At 66.7% G+C, this 16,364-nt stretch carries 16 protein-coding genes; 12 read left to right on the top strand and 4 right to left on the bottom strand.

The genetic code is table 11. The annotated features are described in order from the left end of the window. The first annotated feature begins 433 nt into the window (after nucleotides 1-433). The 7 genes from HV798_RS17265 (at nucleotide 434) to HV798_RS17235 (ending at nucleotide 5,661) form a co-directional block, all read left to right on the top strand. Nucleotides 434-1,744 carry a CmpA/NrtA family ABC transporter substrate-binding protein gene (locus tag HV798_RS17265; RefSeq protein WP_175194105.1) on the top strand — a complete coding sequence of 437 codons (1,311 nt, stop codon included), beginning with the start codon at nucleotides 434-436 and terminating at the stop codon, nucleotides 1,742-1,744. Between the two features lie 88 nt (nucleotides 1,745-1,832). Further along, nucleotides 1,833-2,690, top strand: a complete 858-nt coding sequence (gene ntrB / locus HV798_RS17260) for a nitrate ABC transporter permease (protein WP_425486153.1) — start codon at nucleotides 1,833-1,835, stop codon at nucleotides 2,688-2,690. Between the two features lie 4 nt (nucleotides 2,691-2,694). Further along, nucleotides 2,695-3,561 (top strand): ABC transporter ATP-binding protein, encoded by an 867-nt coding sequence (locus HV798_RS17255; RefSeq protein WP_175194107.1) that lies wholly within the window; start codon nucleotides 2,695-2,697, stop codon nucleotides 3,559-3,561. A 130-nt stretch (nucleotides 3,562-3,691) separates the two neighbouring features. Further along, on the top strand, nucleotides 3,692-4,417 hold the full coding sequence (locus HV798_RS17250; RefSeq protein ID WP_175194170.1) for a hypothetical protein: 726 nt from the start codon (nucleotides 3,692-3,694) through the stop codon (nucleotides 4,415-4,417). A gap of 83 nt (nucleotides 4,418-4,500) precedes the next feature. Next, entirely contained in the window at nucleotides 4,501-4,818 is a 318-nt protein-coding gene (locus HV798_RS17245; protein WP_025137331.1) for an ElaB/YgaM/YqjD family protein, read from the top strand. Nucleotides 4,819-4,887: 69 nt separating this feature from the next. After that, nucleotides 4,888-5,301: a phage holin family protein gene (locus HV798_RS17240; protein WP_025137332.1), complete on the top strand. Its 414-nt coding sequence runs from the start codon at nucleotides 4,888-4,890 to the stop codon at nucleotides 5,299-5,301. 3 nt (nucleotides 5,302-5,304) lie between these two features. After that, nucleotides 5,305-5,661, top strand: coding sequence for a hypothetical protein (locus tag HV798_RS17235; RefSeq protein WP_025137333.1), 357 nt, complete (start codon nucleotides 5,305-5,307; stop codon nucleotides 5,659-5,661). Between the two features lie 133 nt (nucleotides 5,662-5,794). Here HV798_RS17235 and ubiD read toward each other — a convergent pair whose 3' ends face one another. Then, nucleotides 5,795-7,339, bottom strand: a complete 1,545-nt coding sequence (gene ubiD / locus HV798_RS17230; protein ID WP_175194109.1) for a 4-hydroxy-3-polyprenylbenzoate decarboxylase — start codon at nucleotides 7,337-7,339, stop codon at nucleotides 5,795-5,797. Between the two features lie 82 nt (nucleotides 7,340-7,421). Between ubiD and HV798_RS17225 the strand changes: the two genes are divergently transcribed. Further along, entirely contained in the window at nucleotides 7,422-8,237 is an 816-nt protein-coding gene (locus HV798_RS17225) for a lytic transglycosylase domain-containing protein (RefSeq protein WP_025137335.1), read from the top strand. Between the two features lie 489 nt (nucleotides 8,238-8,726). Here HV798_RS17225 and HV798_RS17220 read toward each other — a convergent pair whose 3' ends face one another. After that, nucleotides 8,727-9,887: a pyridoxal phosphate-dependent aminotransferase gene (locus HV798_RS17220; RefSeq protein WP_175194111.1), complete on the bottom strand. Its 1,161-nt coding sequence runs from the start codon at nucleotides 9,885-9,887 to the stop codon at nucleotides 8,727-8,729. Nucleotides 9,888-9,931: 44 nt separating this feature from the next. Between HV798_RS17220 and HV798_RS17215 the strand changes: the two genes are divergently transcribed. The 4 genes from HV798_RS17215 to HV798_RS17200 all read left to right on the top strand — a co-directional run bounded on the left by HV798_RS17215 (nucleotide 9,932) and on the right by HV798_RS17200 (nucleotide 14,936). Continuing rightward, the gene (locus tag HV798_RS17215) at nucleotides 9,932-10,831 is read left to right on the top strand and encodes an FAD-binding protein (protein ID WP_175194113.1); all 900 of its coding nucleotides are present in this window, start codon (nucleotides 9,932-9,934) and stop codon (nucleotides 10,829-10,831) included. Between the two features lie 139 nt (nucleotides 10,832-10,970). After that, complete coding sequence (locus HV798_RS17210) at nucleotides 10,971-13,259, top strand: NADP-dependent malic enzyme (protein ID WP_175216480.1); 2,289 nt, start codon at nucleotides 10,971-10,973, stop codon at nucleotides 13,257-13,259. Then, nucleotides 13,240-14,472: a patatin-like phospholipase family protein gene (locus HV798_RS17205; protein ID WP_246288883.1), complete on the top strand. Its 1,233-nt coding sequence runs from the start codon at nucleotides 13,240-13,242 to the stop codon at nucleotides 14,470-14,472. The genes HV798_RS17210 and HV798_RS17205 overlap by 20 nt, the downstream gene beginning before the upstream one ends. After that, on the top strand, nucleotides 14,469-14,936 hold the full coding sequence (locus HV798_RS17200; protein WP_025137340.1) for a barstar family protein: 468 nt from the start codon (nucleotides 14,469-14,471) through the stop codon (nucleotides 14,934-14,936). The genes HV798_RS17205 and HV798_RS17200 overlap by 4 nt, the downstream gene beginning before the upstream one ends. 97 nt (nucleotides 14,937-15,033) lie before the next feature. Here the strand turns inward: HV798_RS17200 and HV798_RS17195 are convergent, their stop codons facing one another. Further along, nucleotides 15,034-15,765 carry a 16S rRNA (uracil(1498)-N(3))-methyltransferase gene (locus tag HV798_RS17195; RefSeq protein ID WP_175194117.1) on the bottom strand — a complete coding sequence of 244 codons (732 nt, stop codon included), beginning with the start codon at nucleotides 15,763-15,765 and terminating at the stop codon, nucleotides 15,034-15,036. 75 nt (nucleotides 15,766-15,840) lie between these two features. Beyond that, nucleotides 15,841-16,254 (bottom strand): hypothetical protein, encoded by a 414-nt coding sequence (locus HV798_RS17190; RefSeq protein WP_246288897.1) that lies wholly within the window; start codon nucleotides 16,252-16,254, stop codon nucleotides 15,841-15,843. Nucleotides 16,255-16,364 lie beyond the last annotated feature (110 nt).

Here is a 16,364-nt window from a genome sequence, read left to right as displayed (position 1 = left end):
GCCATAACTTATTTGGCACGCCTGTCCCGCGTGCCTGCCGGGGTAGCTCATGCAAGTTCCATGCCCAGGCGCAGGATGCGGGGCTGGCCGGGGCAGCGGTTGACCAGGGTGCGAAAAATCGCACGTCGATGGTGCGCCGCCGCATGGCCGGCGCACCAAAGTGGATCACTCGGGGCGTCGCGGTCGATTGCGTGAGGCCTGCGAGTTTTCGGGATATCCACCCTCAAAACCAGCGCCGGCGCGGGTCGCCAACGAGTCGGGCGCCGCCGCAAGCGAGTTGGCACAGCGATTGCTTAAGGGTTCATGGGGGCGCCGCGTGCGGCTCGCCCACGCCAAGCGCCGCGATTCGCGGCAGGGAACAACGACGTTCCGCAGCGCCGACGGGTTGTTCCCGCAGGGCGCGCGGGACGTTTTTTTTTGCCAGGAGCCCCGTATGACGCAACCGAAGACGCCTGTGAAACCCCTTCTGTCCGACGCCGCCTGCGGTTCGGCCAGCCCCGCCAGCAGCGGCCGCCGCCAATGGCTGGCGGGCACCGCGCGGGCGGTGGCGGGCGCCAGCCTCCTGTCGCTGGTCGATCCCCTGGTGCGGGCCGGCGCCTGGGCCGCGGGCAGCGATGCTCCCGAGAAGCCCGAGGTCAAGATCGGCTTCATTCCGTTGACCGACTGCGCGTCTGTCGTCATGGCCTCGGTGCTGGGCATCGACAAGAAGCATGGCGTCACCATCACGCCGTCCAAGGAAGCGTCCTGGGCGGCGGTGCGCGACAAGCTGCTCAATGGCGAACTGGACATGGCCCACGTGCTGTACGGCCTGATCTACGGCGTGCAGATGGGCGTGGGCGGGGCGAAGAAGGACATGGCCGTGCTGATGAACCTGAACCAGAACGGCCAGGCCATCACGCTGTCGAACAAGCTGCTGCAGGCCGGCGCGCGCGATGGCGAATCGCTGGCCAAGGTCATGGCGTCCGACAAGCGTGAATACACCTTCGCCCAGACCTTCCCGACCGGCACGCACGCGATGTGGCTGTATTACTGGTTGGCGGCATACGGCATCGATCCGATGAAGGACGCCAAGGTCATCACCGTGCCGCCGCCGCAGATGGTCGCCAACATGCGGGTGGGCAATATGGATGGCTACTGTGTGGGCGAGCCGTGGGGCGCCCGCGCCATCCTGGACAAGATCGGCTTCACGGCCGTGACCACCCAGGCCATCTGGACCGACCACCCCGAAAAGGTGCTGGGCACCAGCGCCGACTTCGTGGCGCGCAACCCGAATACGGCGCGCGCGGTGACCGCCGCCATCCTGGAAGCGGGCAAATGGATCGACGCCTCGCCGGCCAACCGCCAGAAGACCGCCGAGACCATCGCCGCCAAGTCCTACGTCAACACCGACGCCAGCGCCATCGTGGGCCGCATGCTGGGCCAGTACGAAGACGGCCTGGGCAAGCAGTGGAACGACGAGCACGCGATGCGCTTTTCGGGCGACGGCGCGGCCAACTTCCCGTACCTGAGCGACGGCATGTGGTTCCTGACCCAGCACAAGCGCTGGGGCCTGCTCAAGGATCACCCCGACTATCTGGCCACGGCGCGCCAGGTCAACCGCATCGATATCTACAAGCAGGCTGCCCAGGCCGCCGGCATTGCGCTGCCTGCCAGCGACATGCGTACGTCCAAGCTGATCGACGGCGTGGTGTGGGACGGCAGCAACCCGGCGGCCTACGCCGACGGATTCAAGGTCAAGGCCTGAGCGCCGGTTCGCGATAAGGAGCAACACCATGTCTAGCGTGACGAATAGGGAAGGGGGCGCCTTGGCGGGCGGCACCGCGGGGGCGGCCATGGCCGGCAGCGCCTTGGCCGGGACCGCCGCGACGGCAGACGCAGGCGCTCGTACCAGGCTCTGGGCAGACGCCGGGCGCGACTACCTGGAAGCCGCGCTGCGCGCCGTGGTCGGCCCGGTGGCCGGCTTCGCGCTGTTCGTGCTGGTGTGGCAGGTGGTGGCCATGCGCATTCCCGAGATTCCCACGCCGGGGGTGACCTGGCAGGCGGCCGTCACCTTGTTTGCCGACCCGTTCTACGACAACGGCCCGAACGACAAGGGCATCGGCTGGAACCTGCTGGCGTCCTTGCAACGGGTGGGCATCGGCTTCGGGCTGGCTGCGCTGATCGGCATTCCCGTGGGCTTCGCCATCGGCCGCTATGCGCCGGTGCGCGCCATGTTTTCGCCCATCGTGAGCCTGCTGCGGCCCGTGTCGCCGCTGGCGTGGCTGCCGCTGGGCCTGTTGCTGTTCAAGGCCGCGAACCCGGCGGCCATCTGGGCGATTTTCATCTGTTCGATCTGGCCCATGATCATCAACACCGCCGTCGGCGTGTCGCGCGTGCCGCAGGACTACCTGAACGTGGCGCGGGTGCTGAACCTGTCGGAATGGAAGGTCACCACCAAGGTGCTGCTGCCGGCGGTGCTGCCCTACATGCTGACCGGCGTGCGGCTGTCGATCGGCACCGCGTGGCTGGTGATCGTGGCCGCCGAGATGCTGACGGGCGGCACCGGCATCGGCTTCTGGCTGTGGGACGAATGGAACAACCTGAAGGTCGAACACATCGTCATCGCCATTTTCGTGATCGGCATCGTCGGCCTGATCCTGGAAACGCTGCTGGTCGCGCTGGCCCGCCGCTTCACCTACACCGAGGAATAGCGCCATGAAGAAATTCGTACGCATCGAACGCGTGGGCCAGACGTTCACCACCCGCAAAGGCGCTTTCGTGGCCCTGCGCGATATCGACCTGACCGTCGAGCAGGGCGAATTCATCACGCTGATCGGCCACTCGGGCTGCGGCAAGTCCACCTTGCTGAACCTGATTGCCGGCCTGACGCGGCCCACCCGCGGCGTGCTGCTGTGCGCCGAGCGCGAGATCACCGGGCCCGGCCCGGACCGCGCGGTGGTGTTCCAGAACCATTCGCTGCTGCCCTGGCTGACGTGTTTCCAGAACGTGCACCTGGCGGTGGAGCGGGTCTTTGGCGCCACCGAAAAGCGCGCCCAGCTGGCCGAGCGCACCCGCGCGGCGCTGGATCTGGTGGGCCTGCTGCCTGCCCAGAACAAGCTGCCGCGCGAGATATCCGGCGGCATGAAGCAGCGCGTGGGCATCGCGCGCGCCCTGGCGATCGAACCCGGCGTGCTGCTGATGGATGAACCGTTCGGCGCCCTGGATGCGCTGACCCGCGCGCATCTGCAGGACGAGCTGCTCAAGATCGTGGCCAAGACGCGCACCACCACCATCATGGTCACGCACGACGTCGACGAGGCCGTGCTGCTGTCGGACCGCATCGTCATGCTGACCAACGGGCCGGCAGCGACCATCGGCGACATCCTGCCGGTGCCGCTGCCGCGGCCGCGCGACCGGGTGCGGCTGGCCAACGATCCGGTCTACCTGTCGTGCCGCGCCGGAGTGGTCGACTTCCTGCATCGCCGCCATGGCAATCCGGAACGGGCCCAGCCCGCGGCCTTGGCCAGCGTGCCGGCGCCCGAGGCGCCGGCCGTGGCCGAGGCGTCCCGCGCTGCTGCCTAGCCAGTCAGGAAAAGGGTGCGCTGACTGACACGTTCGGTCATGCGGCGCTTTTGCCAACCGGTGTAGTATCAAGCCACCCGTCCGCGCACAGCGGGCGGCGTTTTCTGGATTTCTGGAGTGGCTTGTGGCTTTGCGAAAATTGGCATCCCTGATATTGGTGGCGGGCGCGCTGGGCGCGGCCGGCGTGGCGCAGGCGGGCGTGTGCGACGCGAAGTTCATGCACGACGGCGGCGCGGTCCAGCTCACCGGCTCGGGCAACATCGCGCTGGGCGCTGATCTGGCCTTCACCGAGGTTACAAAAAGCAATGGCGACAACTGCCGCGCACGCGTGCAGGGCGTAGCCCGCTTCAGCTATGCGGGCCTGCCGCCGGGCAAGTCCAACCTGGATTACCTGATGACCGTCAAAGGCGGCCAGGCCACCTTTCTCAAGTACGCCACCGCGGGCGAAGCGCCCAAGCCTTCCGAAGGCCAGTTCGACCTGCGCATGCTGGGCCTGTTCGCGTACGACGGCAAACTCAATGCCGGCCAGAAGCTGCCCGGTTCGTCCTTCCGCCTGAAGATCGGCAAGGAAGCGCCGGTGGGCGGCCAGCCCAGCACCACGGTGCGCATCGGCGAGAAGACCGTCGGCCGCGCCACCGCCATCAGCACGGCGTTGGGCCAGCAGTCCTGCCATCCCATTTCGTACACCCGCAACTCCGATCCCACCATGGCCACCTTCCAGGGCCTGACCATTCCCATACCCGGCATGAACACCACCGTCACCGATTGGTACTGCCCGGCGGTGAACCTGGTCATGAAGCAAGACATCGATCAGGGCGGCGTCAAATCCGCCGTTGAGATTACGCAAATCAAGTAGCACACGGTAGCAAGCCGGCCGTGCCCGCCGCGGGGCGGCTGGTATGATGGTTTCGTCATAGACACACAACAGGAGCTCAAAACATGGCCACGAGAAAATCCGAAGAAGTCGCAAAAGAAAAACTCATCGACAGTGTCAAGACCAGCCTGAACGACGCTGAAAGCCTGCTGCGCGAAGCCGCCAGCAGCACGGGCGACAAAGCCACCGAACTGCGTGAACGCGCCATGACCTCGCTCAAGCGCACCCGCGAAGCCCTCTACGAAGCCCAGGACGCAGTGCTCGAGCGCGGCCGCAAAGCCGCCCGCGCCACCGACGACTACGTGCATGACAATCCCTGGCAAGCCATCGGCATCGCAGGCGTGACCGGCCTGCTGCTCGGCTTGCTGATCAGCCGCCGCTGATAGGCAGGGACGTCCCGGGCGGGCGGCGCAGGCGTTTTGCCGCGTCTCCCGCCCGGTGTCCTTTCAGCCATGGGTCTACGCAAATCTGTCTTTGGCGTGGCGTCCAGCCTGGTCGGGCTGATGCGCACGCGCCTGGAATTGCTGGCGCTGGAAGCGTCCGGCGAAAAAGCGCGCCTGCTCAAGTTGTTGGGCCTGGCATTTGCCGCGTTGCTGTTTTTGACGCTGGCGGTGCTGGTCTTCACCATTACCGTCGCGGTGGCATTCTGGCCCACCGAAGACCGCTACCTGGCCCTGGGCCTGTTGGCGGCCTTCTACCTGGTGGTCGGTGTCGTGCTGCTGCTGGTGGTGCGCCACGGGCTGCTGTATGGCCCGCCGCCGTTCGCGGCCACGCTGGAAGAGCTGGGCCGCGACGCGGAACTGCTTGAACGCGTGCGCGATGCCCAGGACGACGATGATCGGGCGCGCCGGCGCGAGGAGGGCTGAACCATGACGAAACGGTCTCCCGCTGTCGACCGCGCGGTGCGCATCGAACTGCTGCGCGCACGCGCCGCGATCGAACGCGAATCGCTGGCCCAGGGCATCGTCTCGGCCGGGCGCAAGCTCGAGCCGGCGGCGCTGTTCAAGAGCTTTCTGCCGGGCCTGTCGTCCGGCGGCGCCTCGCGCTGGGCCATGCAGGCCATTGGCCTGGCGCGGCGCTATCCGCTGATCAGCTCGTCGGTGTCGGCCATGTTCATGCGCGGCGGCAAGAAGTCCAAGCTGCTCAAGCTGGCCGGTGGCGCGCTGGTGGGATGGCAACTGTTCAAGCTCTGGCAAGATTCCCGCCAGGACGACGACGGTCGCTGAGCTGCTCGCTCTTCTGCCTGCACTTCGCTTCAAAAAGAAACCCCGCCTTCGCAGGCGGGGTTTCTTTTTTTGGGGGGGCACCCGCTTGCAGGTCGGCCGCGCTTGGCCGCCGGCAAGCGAATGCACCGACTTGCTACAGGCCCAGTTGGCCCCACATGTCGTCCACGCGCTTCTTGACGTCGGCGTCCATGGAGATGGGCGTGCCCCATTCGCGCTGGGTTTCGCCGGGCCACTTGTTGGTGGCGTCCAGACCCATCTTGCCGCCCAGGCCCGACACCGGCGAGGCGAAGTCCAGGTAGTCGATGGGGGTGTTTTCCACCAGCAGCGTGTCGCGCACCGGGTCCATGCGGGTGGTCATCGCCCACACGACTTCCTTCCAGTCGCGCGGGTTGATGTCTTCGTCGACCACCACGATGAACTTTGTGTACATGAACTGGCGCAGGATGCTCCACAGGCCGAACATGACGCGCTTGGCGTGGCCGGCGTACTGCTTGCGGATCGAGACCACGGCCAGGCGGTAGCTGCAGCCTTCGGGCGGCAGGTAGAAGTCGACGATCTCGGGCAACTGGCGGCGCAGCAGCGGCACGAACACTTCATTGAGCGCCACGCCCAGCACGGCGGGTTCGTCGGGCGGCTTGCCGGTGTAGGTGGAGTGGTAGATCGGGTTGCGGCGCATGGTGATGCGCTCGACCGTGAACACCGGGAACCAGTCCTGTTCGTTGTAGTAGCCGGTGTGGTCGCCATAGGGGCCTTCCAGCGCCATTTCGTAGCCGGTGTCGGGCGGCGGGTTGACGCCGTCGGGCACGGTGGGGGCGATGGCACGCGGGTCGGACGACGGCAGCAGATGGCCTTCGAGCACGATTTCGGCCCAGGCCGGCACCGACAGATTGCTGCCCAGCGCCTGGGCGACTTCGGTGCGCGAACCGCGCAGCAGGCCGGCAAACTGGTATTCGGACAGGCTGTCCGGCACCGGGGTCACCGCGCCCAGGGTGGTGGCGGGGTCGGCGCCCAGGGCCACCGCGATGGGGAAGGGCGTGCCGGGATGCGCCAGCGCGTGGTCGCGGAAGTCCAGCGCGCCGCCGCGGTGCGACAGCCAGCGCATGATCAGCTTGTTGGGGCCCAGCAATTGCTGGCGGTAGATGCCCAGGTTCTGGCGTTTGGCGTTGGGGCCGCGGGTGATGACCAGGCCCCAGGTCAAGAGCGGCGCCACGTCGCCGGGCCAGCAGGTCTGGATGGGCAGGCGGTTCAGGTCCACGTCCTTGCCTTCCCAGACGATTTCCTGGCAGGCGGGGCTCTTGACGTTCTTGGGGCTCATGTCCCACAAGGCCGATTTCAGCATCGAGACCTTGGCCAGCGCATCGCGCAGGCCCTTGGGGGCCTCGGGTTCGCGCAGGGACGCCAGCAGTTCGCCGATGTCGCGCAGGGCGCTGACGTCGTCGGCGCCCATGCCGCGGGCCACGCGGGAGGGCGTGCCGAACAGGTTGGCCAGCACCGGCATTTCGGCGGGCTTGCCGTCGTGCAGGGCTTTTTCGAACATCAGGGCGGGGCCCTCGGCGCGCAATACGCGGTCGGAAATTTCGGTCATTTCCAGGCGCGTCGAGACGGGCGCGGCGATGCGTTTGAGCTCGCCCATGCGTTCGAGTTGAGCGAGGAAGTCTCTAAGGTCGCGGTATTTCACTACAGATCCCGGCGATTTGGTTACATTTTGGGGAGAAAGAGAGGTTAACATTGACTCCCTCTTTTTTAACGCAGGAGGTTTTATGCCCGATGCGTCAGTGGCCAGCCTGTTCAGGAACATGGCCCAAGGAGTGCACCAATATCTTGCCGAATCCCTGCGCATCTGCTCCGTCTACCTGGGCATTGCAGTGATCGTGACGGTAAGCATGGGATTCGCCCTGCCTGGTTTGCGCGACCAGGCATTGCAAGTGCACAAAGCCTTGTTGACCGCCCTAGCGCCTTCATCCATGCAGACCGGCGTCGAATCCGACACCGGGTCCGAGTACGGCGATTCCTCGTCGGCGATTGCCATGGCCGTCCCTACCGCGCCTTCCAGCAATGCCACCGGCATGCTGGGGCCTGCCCGCGCGGCGCCTGCCGCGCCCAAGAAGCCCGCCCTGGTTGCGACCGGGCCGCAGGCGGAAGCGTTGCGCAACTATATCTCGCGCAAGTACAAGGTCGCGTATGACGCGACCGGTCCGCTCCTGAATACTGTCTACAAGGTCGGCCGCGAGAAGCAGCTGGATCCGCTGCTGTTGCTGGCCGTGATCGCGATCGAGTCCCGCTATAACCCGCTGGCTGAAAGCCATGTGGGGGCGCAGGGGCTGATGCAGGTGATGACCAGCGTGCACCAGGACAAGTTCGATGCGGTGGGCAAGAACCCGCTGGATCCTGGGGCCAATATTGCCGTGGGCGCGACGATTCTGCGCGACTGCATCAACCGGCGTGGGTCGGTGGATGGCGGGTTGGCGTGTTATGTCGGGTCGACGGGGCCGGATGACAACGGCTATGGGGCTAAGGTGCAGGCGGAGCGGCGGCGGTTGGCGTTGGCTTCTGGAATTGCTTTGGCTCGGGATTGAGTTTTTTTGTTGCGTGGGTGCTTCGTAGGCCGCTCGGCACGGGTGGCGCCCATGCGAAGCGCGCCAACGATTGCGGTCCGGAGCCTTCGCTCCGGACGTCCCCCTCGTCATCTTCGTCCAGGCCTTCGGCCTTCCCTTCAGATTCCCTCGGGCGCATCGACGGCGCGCTTCGCATGGGCGCCACCCGTGCCGAGCTAGCGGTTTCGAGAATTGTGATGCCGCTAGGCTGGGGTGGGGGGCGAGGGTTGCGTTGCCCGCCAGAAACCGGCTGCGCGGGCAGCCGGTTTTGGCTTACGCGGTGTCTTGCGTCGGGGTGGGGGCGCTGCGCGCTGGTGGGGATTCGCGCCTGGTTTGAGGGGTGGCGTGGTGGGAGGGCGGCTTCTCTGTTTTCCGGCTTCTGTGACGGATTGGTGGGGCTGGTCTTTTGCTTGGGTGCTTGTTTTGTCGTGTGAGCTTGTTGTAGGCGGCCTGTTGGCCGCCTTTTTTGTTTTAGCGGGCCAGTAGCTTGGTCATGCGTGCGACGGCTTCTTCCAGGCGGTCCAGGCCGGTGGCGTAGGAGAAGCGCATGGTGTGGTGGCCGTGGGTGGGGCCGAAGTCCAGGCCGGGGACGGCGGCGATGCCGGCTTCCAGCAGGAGGCGTTGGGAGAAGGTGGCGCTGTCGGTGCCGAAGTCGGTGATGTCGGCGTAGATGTAGAAGGCGCCGTCGGGTTTGACGGGGACTTTGAGGCCCAGGCGGTCGAATTCGGGCAGCAGGTAGTCGCGGCGTTGCTTGAAGGCTTCGCGGCGGTGTTCGAAGGTGCGCAGGGCGTCGGGGGTGAAGCAGGCCAGGGCGGCGTGCTGGGCCAGGGTGGGGGCGCAGATGGCGAGGCTGGCGGCGATTTTTTCGACGGGGGCGACCATGTCTTCGGGCACGATCATCCAGCCCAGGCGCCAGCCGGTCATGTGGAAGTATTTCGAGAAGCTGTTGATGACGATGATGTCGTCGTCCAGCGTCAAGGCCGAACGCGGCTGGCCTTCGTAGGACAGGCCCAGGTAGATTTCATCGACGATGGCAAAGCCGTTGCGGGCGCGGACCTGGGCCAGCAGGTCGGCCAGTTCGCGAGGGTCGATGGAGGTGCCGGTGGGGTTGCTGGGCGAGGCGACCATGACGCCCTGGGTGGCCTCGGTCCAGTGCTGGGCGACATCCTGGGCGGACAGCTGGAAGCGCTTGTCGGCCGAGCTGGGAATCAGGCGCGGCACGCCGCCCGCGGCCAGCACGAAGTTGCTGTTGGCCGGGTAGGACGGGTCGGGCATGAGGACTTCGCCGCCCGCGTTGACCAGCGCGGCGCAGGCCAGGGTCAGGGCGCCGGACGCGCCGGCGGTGACGATGACGCGCTTGGGATCGATCGTGGCGCCGAACTGGTCGTGGTAGAACTGGGCGATGGCCTCGCGCAGCGGCATGATGCCGGCGGGGGGGCTGTAGCCGCTTTGGCCCGCCTGGGCGGCGCGCTGCAGCGCTTCCACGACCTGGGGCGGCGCGGTAAAGTCCGGTTCGCCGATACCGAGGCTGATGATGTCCTTGCCGGCCGCCTGCAGGGCTTGCGCCTGCTTGAACAGCTCGACGACCTGGAAGGTCAGGAAATCGTGGGTACGGGCGGCAAGGCGGGGCATCGGATTCTCGAAGGCGTTTTGAAGCGGAAAAAGGAATTGTATTCATGCAGCCATCCCGGCGCGCTTTCCTGATGGGCCGGCGGCCCGTCCTGACCCCCTGGGCCACGTTCCTGCAACGCCTGGGGCTGTCATGCCAGGGGGCGGTGCAGGACCTGGGCGAGACGGGCGGCGAAGGGCCGCGCGCGTTGTTGACGCCGGTGCGCGAGGCCGACGTGGCCCACGCTCGCACGCTGTGCGCGGAATACGGGGTGGTGATGGCGCTGGACGACGCGCAGGGGCCGTTCGAACCCGCCTACGGGCCGTTGTTGCGGCTGGACCCCAGCCGTCTGGCGGGGCTGGCGCGGCTGACCGGGCCGACGCCGCGCTGGCGGGCCCAGCCGGGCGTGCCGCTGGCCGCGCTGGCGCTGGCGGGGCTGACGCAGTTCGACGGGCTGCCGGGCGCGATGACGCTGGCACAGTGGCTGGCGGCCCCGGCGTTGTGGCCCACGGGGCAGTGTGCGGCGTCCGGCGTGCTGGCGGTGGACCTGGTGCTGGCGGATGGCGTCGAAGAAACGTTGGGGCCGTTTGGCGCGGCCGACGTGCAGCCGCTGCGGTCGACGACGGTGCAGCGCCTGGTGCCGGCCTTGTTCCAGCTGTCGGGCGGGGCGTTTGCTACCGATTACCGGCCGGGGCTGCGCTGGCCGGCGCGCTACCGCCTGGACGCGCTGGCGCCCGAGGCGCCGGCCACGGTCAACCTGGCCCATCTGCTGCTGGGGCATGGCGGCACGTTGGCCTGGGTGCAGAGCGTGACGCTCGAGGCCCGGCCGGCCCTGGCGACGGACGCGTTGCCAGTCGACCCGGGCGCGTCGCCGCAGACGGTGTCGCAGCGGCGGATCAAGGCGCTGTTCGATCCTTATGGGCGTTTTCCCGAATTCCAGGACTCACCGAATAGCGACAATTTGTAAGCCGGGGGTAAGATGGGCGGCGCTTGCGGCAAAGGGGCAAGCGCACGCCGAAGGGTGCGCAGGGAACGTTTCGCGCCGTTCGCCATCGGAATAGAATTGCCCCCTTTCGTGTTCCTCACTCTAGCCAGTAGCCGCCCCTATGGATGCCAACCTTCGCAAAGCCGCCCTTGAATATCACGAGCACGGCCGCCCCGGCAAAATCTCGGTCACGCCGACCAAGCAGCTCACCAACCAGCGCGACCTGGCCCTGGCGTATTCGCCCGGCGTAGCGGCGGCCTGTGAGGAAATCGTGGCGGACCCGGCCAATGTGTTCCGCTACACGGCCCGCGGCAACCTGGTGGGGGTGATCACCAACGGCACCGCGGTGCTGGGCTTGGGCAACATCGGCGCGCTGGCTTCCAAGCCGGTGATGGAAGGCAAGGCGGTGCTGTTCAAGAAGTTCGCCGGCCTGGACGTGTTCGACATCGAAATCAACGAAACCGACCCGGACAAGCTGGTCGAGATCATTGCCGGCCTGGAAGCCACCTTCGGCGGCATCAACCTCGAAGACATCAAGGCGCCGGAATGCTTCACGGTCGAGCGCAAGCTGCGCGAACGCATGAAGATTCCCGTCTTCCACGACGACCAGCACGGCACCGCCATCACGGTCTCGGCCGCCTTCATCAACGGCCTGAAGGTCGTGGGCAAGAAGATCGACCAGGTCAAGGTCGTGACGTCCGGCGCGGGCGCTGCCGCCCTGGCGTGCCTGGACCTGATGGTGGACCTGGGCCTGCCGCTGGAAAACATCTGGGTGACCGACATCGAAGGCGTGGTCTATGAAGGCCGCACGACGCTGATGGACCCGGACAAGGCGCGCTTTGCGCAAAAGACGGATGCCCGCAAGCTGGCCGAAGTGATCGAGGGCGCGGACGTATTCCTGGGCCTGTCGGCCGGCGGCGTGCTCAAGCCGGAAATGGTCGCGGCCATGGGTTCGCGTCCGCTGATCCTGGCGCTGGCCAATCCCACGCCGGAAATCCTGCCCGAGCTGGCCCATTCGGTGCGTGACGACGTGGTCATGGCCACCGGCCGTTCGGACTACCCGAACCAGGTCAACAACGTGCTGTGCTTTCCGTACATCTTCCGCGGTGCGCTGGACGTGGGCGCCACCACCATCACCCGCGAAATGGAAAAGGCGGCGGTGTATGCCATCGCCCAGCTGGCGCAGGAAGAACAGAACGAAGTGGTCGCGGCGGCCTACGGCACGTTCGATATTTCGTTCGGCGCTGAATACCTGATTCCCAAGCCGTTCGATCCGCGCCTGATCGTGCGCATTGCCCCCGCGGTGGCCAAGGCCGCGATGGACGGCGGCGTGGCCACGCGTCCGTTGGCCGACCTGGAAGCCTACGAAGAGCAGCTGCAGCAGTTCGTGTACCACTCGGGCGCGTTCATGAAGCCGCTGTTCTCGGCCGCCAAGCGCATCGTGCGCGAAGGCGGCCCCGCCCGCATCGTGTTCGCCGAGGGCGAAGACGAGCGCGTGCTGCGCGCGGTGCAGGTGGTGGTGGACGAAGGCCTGGCCCGTCCGATCCTGGTGGGCCGCCCGTCGGTGCTGCTGACCCGCATTGAAAAACTGGGCCTGCGCCTGCGCCTGGGCGAAGACGTCGAAGTCACCAACCCCGAATACGACGAACGCTTCCACCAGTACTGGACGACGTACTGGGAACTGATGTGCCGCCGCGGCATCACCAAGGAAATGGCGCGCGTGGAAATGCGCCGCCGCATGACGCTGATCGGCGCGATGATGGTGCGCCTGGGCGATGCCGACGGCATGATCTGCGGCTCGGTCGGCGCATACCACGACCACCTGCGTTTCGTGGACGAAGTGATCGGCCGCCGTGCCGGGCGCAACGTGTACGCCGCCATGAACATCCTGCTGCTCAACGAGCGCACGGTGGTGCTGGTGGATACGCATGTCAACGACGAACCCACGGCCGAACAGATCGCCGAATTCACCATCGCCGCGGCCAACGAAATGCAGCGCATGTTCCTGGCGCCCAAGGTTGCGCTGCTGTCGCGGTCGAACTTTGGCTCGGGCAGCTCGGCCTCGGGCGCCAAGATGCGCCGCGCGCTGGAACTGGTGCGCGAGGCCGCGCCTGAACTGGAAATCGACGGTGAAATGCACGGCGACTGCGCGCTGGATGAAGCGCTGCGCATGCGCATCCTGCCGTCGTCCACGCTCAAGGGCGAAGCCAACCTTCTGGTGTGCCCGAACGTGGATTCCGGCAACATCGCCTACAACCTGCTCAAGACGGCGGCTGGCGGCAACGTGGCGGTGGGCCCGTTCCTGTTGGGCGCCAACGCGCCGGTGCACATCCTGACCTCCAGCTCGACCGTGCGCCGCATCGTCAACATGACCGCGATGACTGTGGTCGATGCCAACACGCCACGTTGAGGTCGCACCGGCCGGCCCGGCGTGCCCGCGCACGCCGACCGGCCTGGTCCTGACCGGGGGCGGCGCGCGCGCCGCCTACCAGGTGGGCGTGCTCAGCGCCATCATGGAGCTGCTGGACCCCGACTGGCATTCGCGTTTCAAGAATCCCTTCGACATCATCTGCGGCACCTCGGCCGGCGCCATCAATGCCGCGGCGCTGGCGTGCCGGGCCGAAAGGCCGCACCTGGGCGTGCGCCGCATCCGGCGCCTGTGGTCGTCGCTGAACACCGACATGATCTACCGGGCCGACGCGCCCGGCCTGATCCGCACCGGCGTGCGCTGGCTGGGCCTCTTATCGCTGGGCTGGATGTATTCGGGCCTGACCCGCAAGCGGCCGCAGTCGCTGCTGGACAACAGCCCCATGCAGGCGCTGCTGGGCCGGGTACTGAACTTCGACAGCCTGCAATCCAACCTGCAAAGCGGTGCGCTGTCGGCGCTGGCCATCACCGCATCGGGCTACACCAGCGGCGAACACCTGACGTTCTACCAGGCCCACACGCCCATCGAGCCCTGGCATCGCTACCTGCGTCTGGCCATCCCCACGCCGATCACGGTCGACCACCTGATGGCCTCGTCCGCCATTCCCTTCGTGTTTCCCGCCCGGCAGATTCCGGTGCACGGCAAAGGCGAATGGTGCGGCGACGGGTCCATGCGCCAGCTGGCGCCGATCAGCCCCGCCATCCACCTGGGCGCGCACCGGGTGCTGGTGATCGGCACGGGTTTCCGCGACGATACCCACCCTGAGCACCGCGAGGAAGCGCCGCCGTACCCGTCGCTGGCCCAGGTGGGCGGCCATGCCCTGTCCAGCATCTTCCTGGACGGCCTGTCGATGGACGTCGAACGCCTGGAACGGATGAATTACCTGGTGGATCATGCCGTGCCCCGGGAGGGCGACGAGGTCAATGTGCGCCGCATCCAGGTGCTGACGATCACCCCCAGCCGGTCGCTGGATTCGCTGGCGCTGGAACACCTGGACGACATGCCGGCCCAGGCCCGTGCCCTTTTTCGCGTACTCGGTGTATCGTCCGACCCAGGCCGCCCCGGCGGCGGCGCGCTGATGTCCTACCTGTTGTTCGAATCCAGCTACACCAAGCGATTGATCGAACTGGGTTATGCCGATACGATGCAGCGTACCGATGAAGTGATCGCCTTTTTCAAGGAGGCACAGGCATGACGCGCAATGCCCAATCTACCCTGCAGCGGCAGTTGAAGCGAGGTGGAGCGCTGGCTCACGACGGGCTGGACAAAAAGGCCGTGGTCGAGGCCGCGCATGAGCTCGGCCTGCCCCTGTTCGTCGCCAATTGCGATCCTGCCCGCAGCCGTTCGGCGGTGTTGCGCGCCATTGCCAAGGCGGTGGATTTCCCCGAATACTTCGGGGGCAACCTGGACGCGCTCTACGACTGCCTGTGCGATACCGTGCTGGATCACAAGATCGGCGTGGTGCTGTGGCTGTACAAGCTGCATTCGGGCGACCCCGCCCTGGAAGAAGATGCCGCCCGCATTGAATCGGTGTGCGCGGACGCCGCCGAATTCGCCCACGAAAACGGCCGCATCTTTGCGTATGTCGTGGAACACGCGGGCAAGCACCCGGACCCCGAGCCCGGCGTGGCCGCCGCGCCTTACGGCGAAAACGACTGATTTCAATCGCGGCAGGCCGATAGGGCCTGCCGGATGCCCCACCGGCGTCAGTGACGCCCACCGGCGTCTGCGACGCCGGGTGCGTCTTTCTATTCCGTTACCAGCCCAGCAGGGCGCCCGCCGCAGCGATCAGGGCCAGGCCGGCCGTTTCAGTGCGCAGCACGCGCGGCCCGAACCTGACGGCCTGCACGCCGGCTTCGCGGGCCTGGGCCAATTCCTTGTCAGACCACCCCCCTTCGGGGCCGACCAGCAGCGTCAGCGACGTGAGGGCGGGGGTGTCCTGCAACAGGCCGGCCAGGTCGGTCTCGGCATCGGGATGGCACAGCAGCCGCGGGCCGTCGGCCGGCAACGCCAGCCAGTCGGCCAGGGAGAGAGGGGCGTCGACCGTCATCAGGCGGTTGCGGCCGCATTGCTCGGCGGCCGATTGGGCGATGCGCTGCCAGTGGGCTACCCGCTTGTCCAGCCGCGGGCCCGACAACTGCAGCACGCTGCGCTGCGCGGCGATGGGGCAGACCCGGGCGGCACCCAGTTCCACGGATTTTTCCACCACCCAGTCCATTTTGTCGCCCGACGGCAGGCCCTGCACCAGGGTGATGCGGCCGGCCAGCTCGGCCTCGCGGGGATCGAAGGCGCCCAACTGGGCAAAGCCGGCCTTGCCGTCGACGTCCAGCGTGGCGGGGTATTCGCCGCCCTGGCCGTTGAACAGTACGACGCTTTCACCGGCGCGCAGCCGCAGCACTCTCAGGGCGTGGTGCGCCAGGGCATCCGGCAGGGCGATGCGAGTGCCGGCGGACAGGGGTGCGTCGCAGAAAAAGCGGGGAACGGACATGGGCGTTGCAGCAACGGAAACGGGCGAAGGGCAGGGGCGGCGACCTGGCGTATTTCAGGTGACGGTATCCCCGGGCTACTTGAGCGCGTAGCCTACCACTTTGGTTCCCCATTCGATGAAGAGTGGGGTGTTGGAAGTGAGATTGAGCGCCAGGAGGACCAGGAAGCCCACGGTCATCTTTTTGTCCAGGCGCAGGAATTGGCTGCGCAGTTCTGACAGGTCTTCGTGAGTGGCGAAGCGCTTGAGTTCTTCGCGGTTGGGCAGCTTGGCGATTTCGCGGCGAAGTTCCTGTATTTCCTCGCGCCGGGCGAGGGGGGCGACGGCGTTTGCCAGTTCCTTTTGCCACTCTTGCCGCAACGCGGCCGCCAGTTCGGCCTCGCCCCGGATCTGGGCGAGTTCCAGGGAATGGGCAATGGCAATGGCCTGCTCTTCGCCCAGCGCATTGCGTAGTGCCATGATGCCTTCGACGGGCAGGGTGACGTTCAACATGCGGTTCATCTTAGAGGGCTTCCGGTGCAGATACAGGCAGCCATCATGAATCTCGGACCGCCTCGCCGCAATTGTGGCTTCTACCCCATCATTTTCGGGCTTGCGCCCGC

This window comes from Achromobacter deleyi, from assembly GCF_902859705.1.
GTDB lineage: Bacteria > Pseudomonadota > Gammaproteobacteria > Burkholderiales > Burkholderiaceae_B > Achromobacter > Achromobacter deleyi.
The sequence above is the reverse complement of the archived record's forward strand: the minus strand, read 5'-3'. Positions and strand labels throughout refer to the sequence as shown.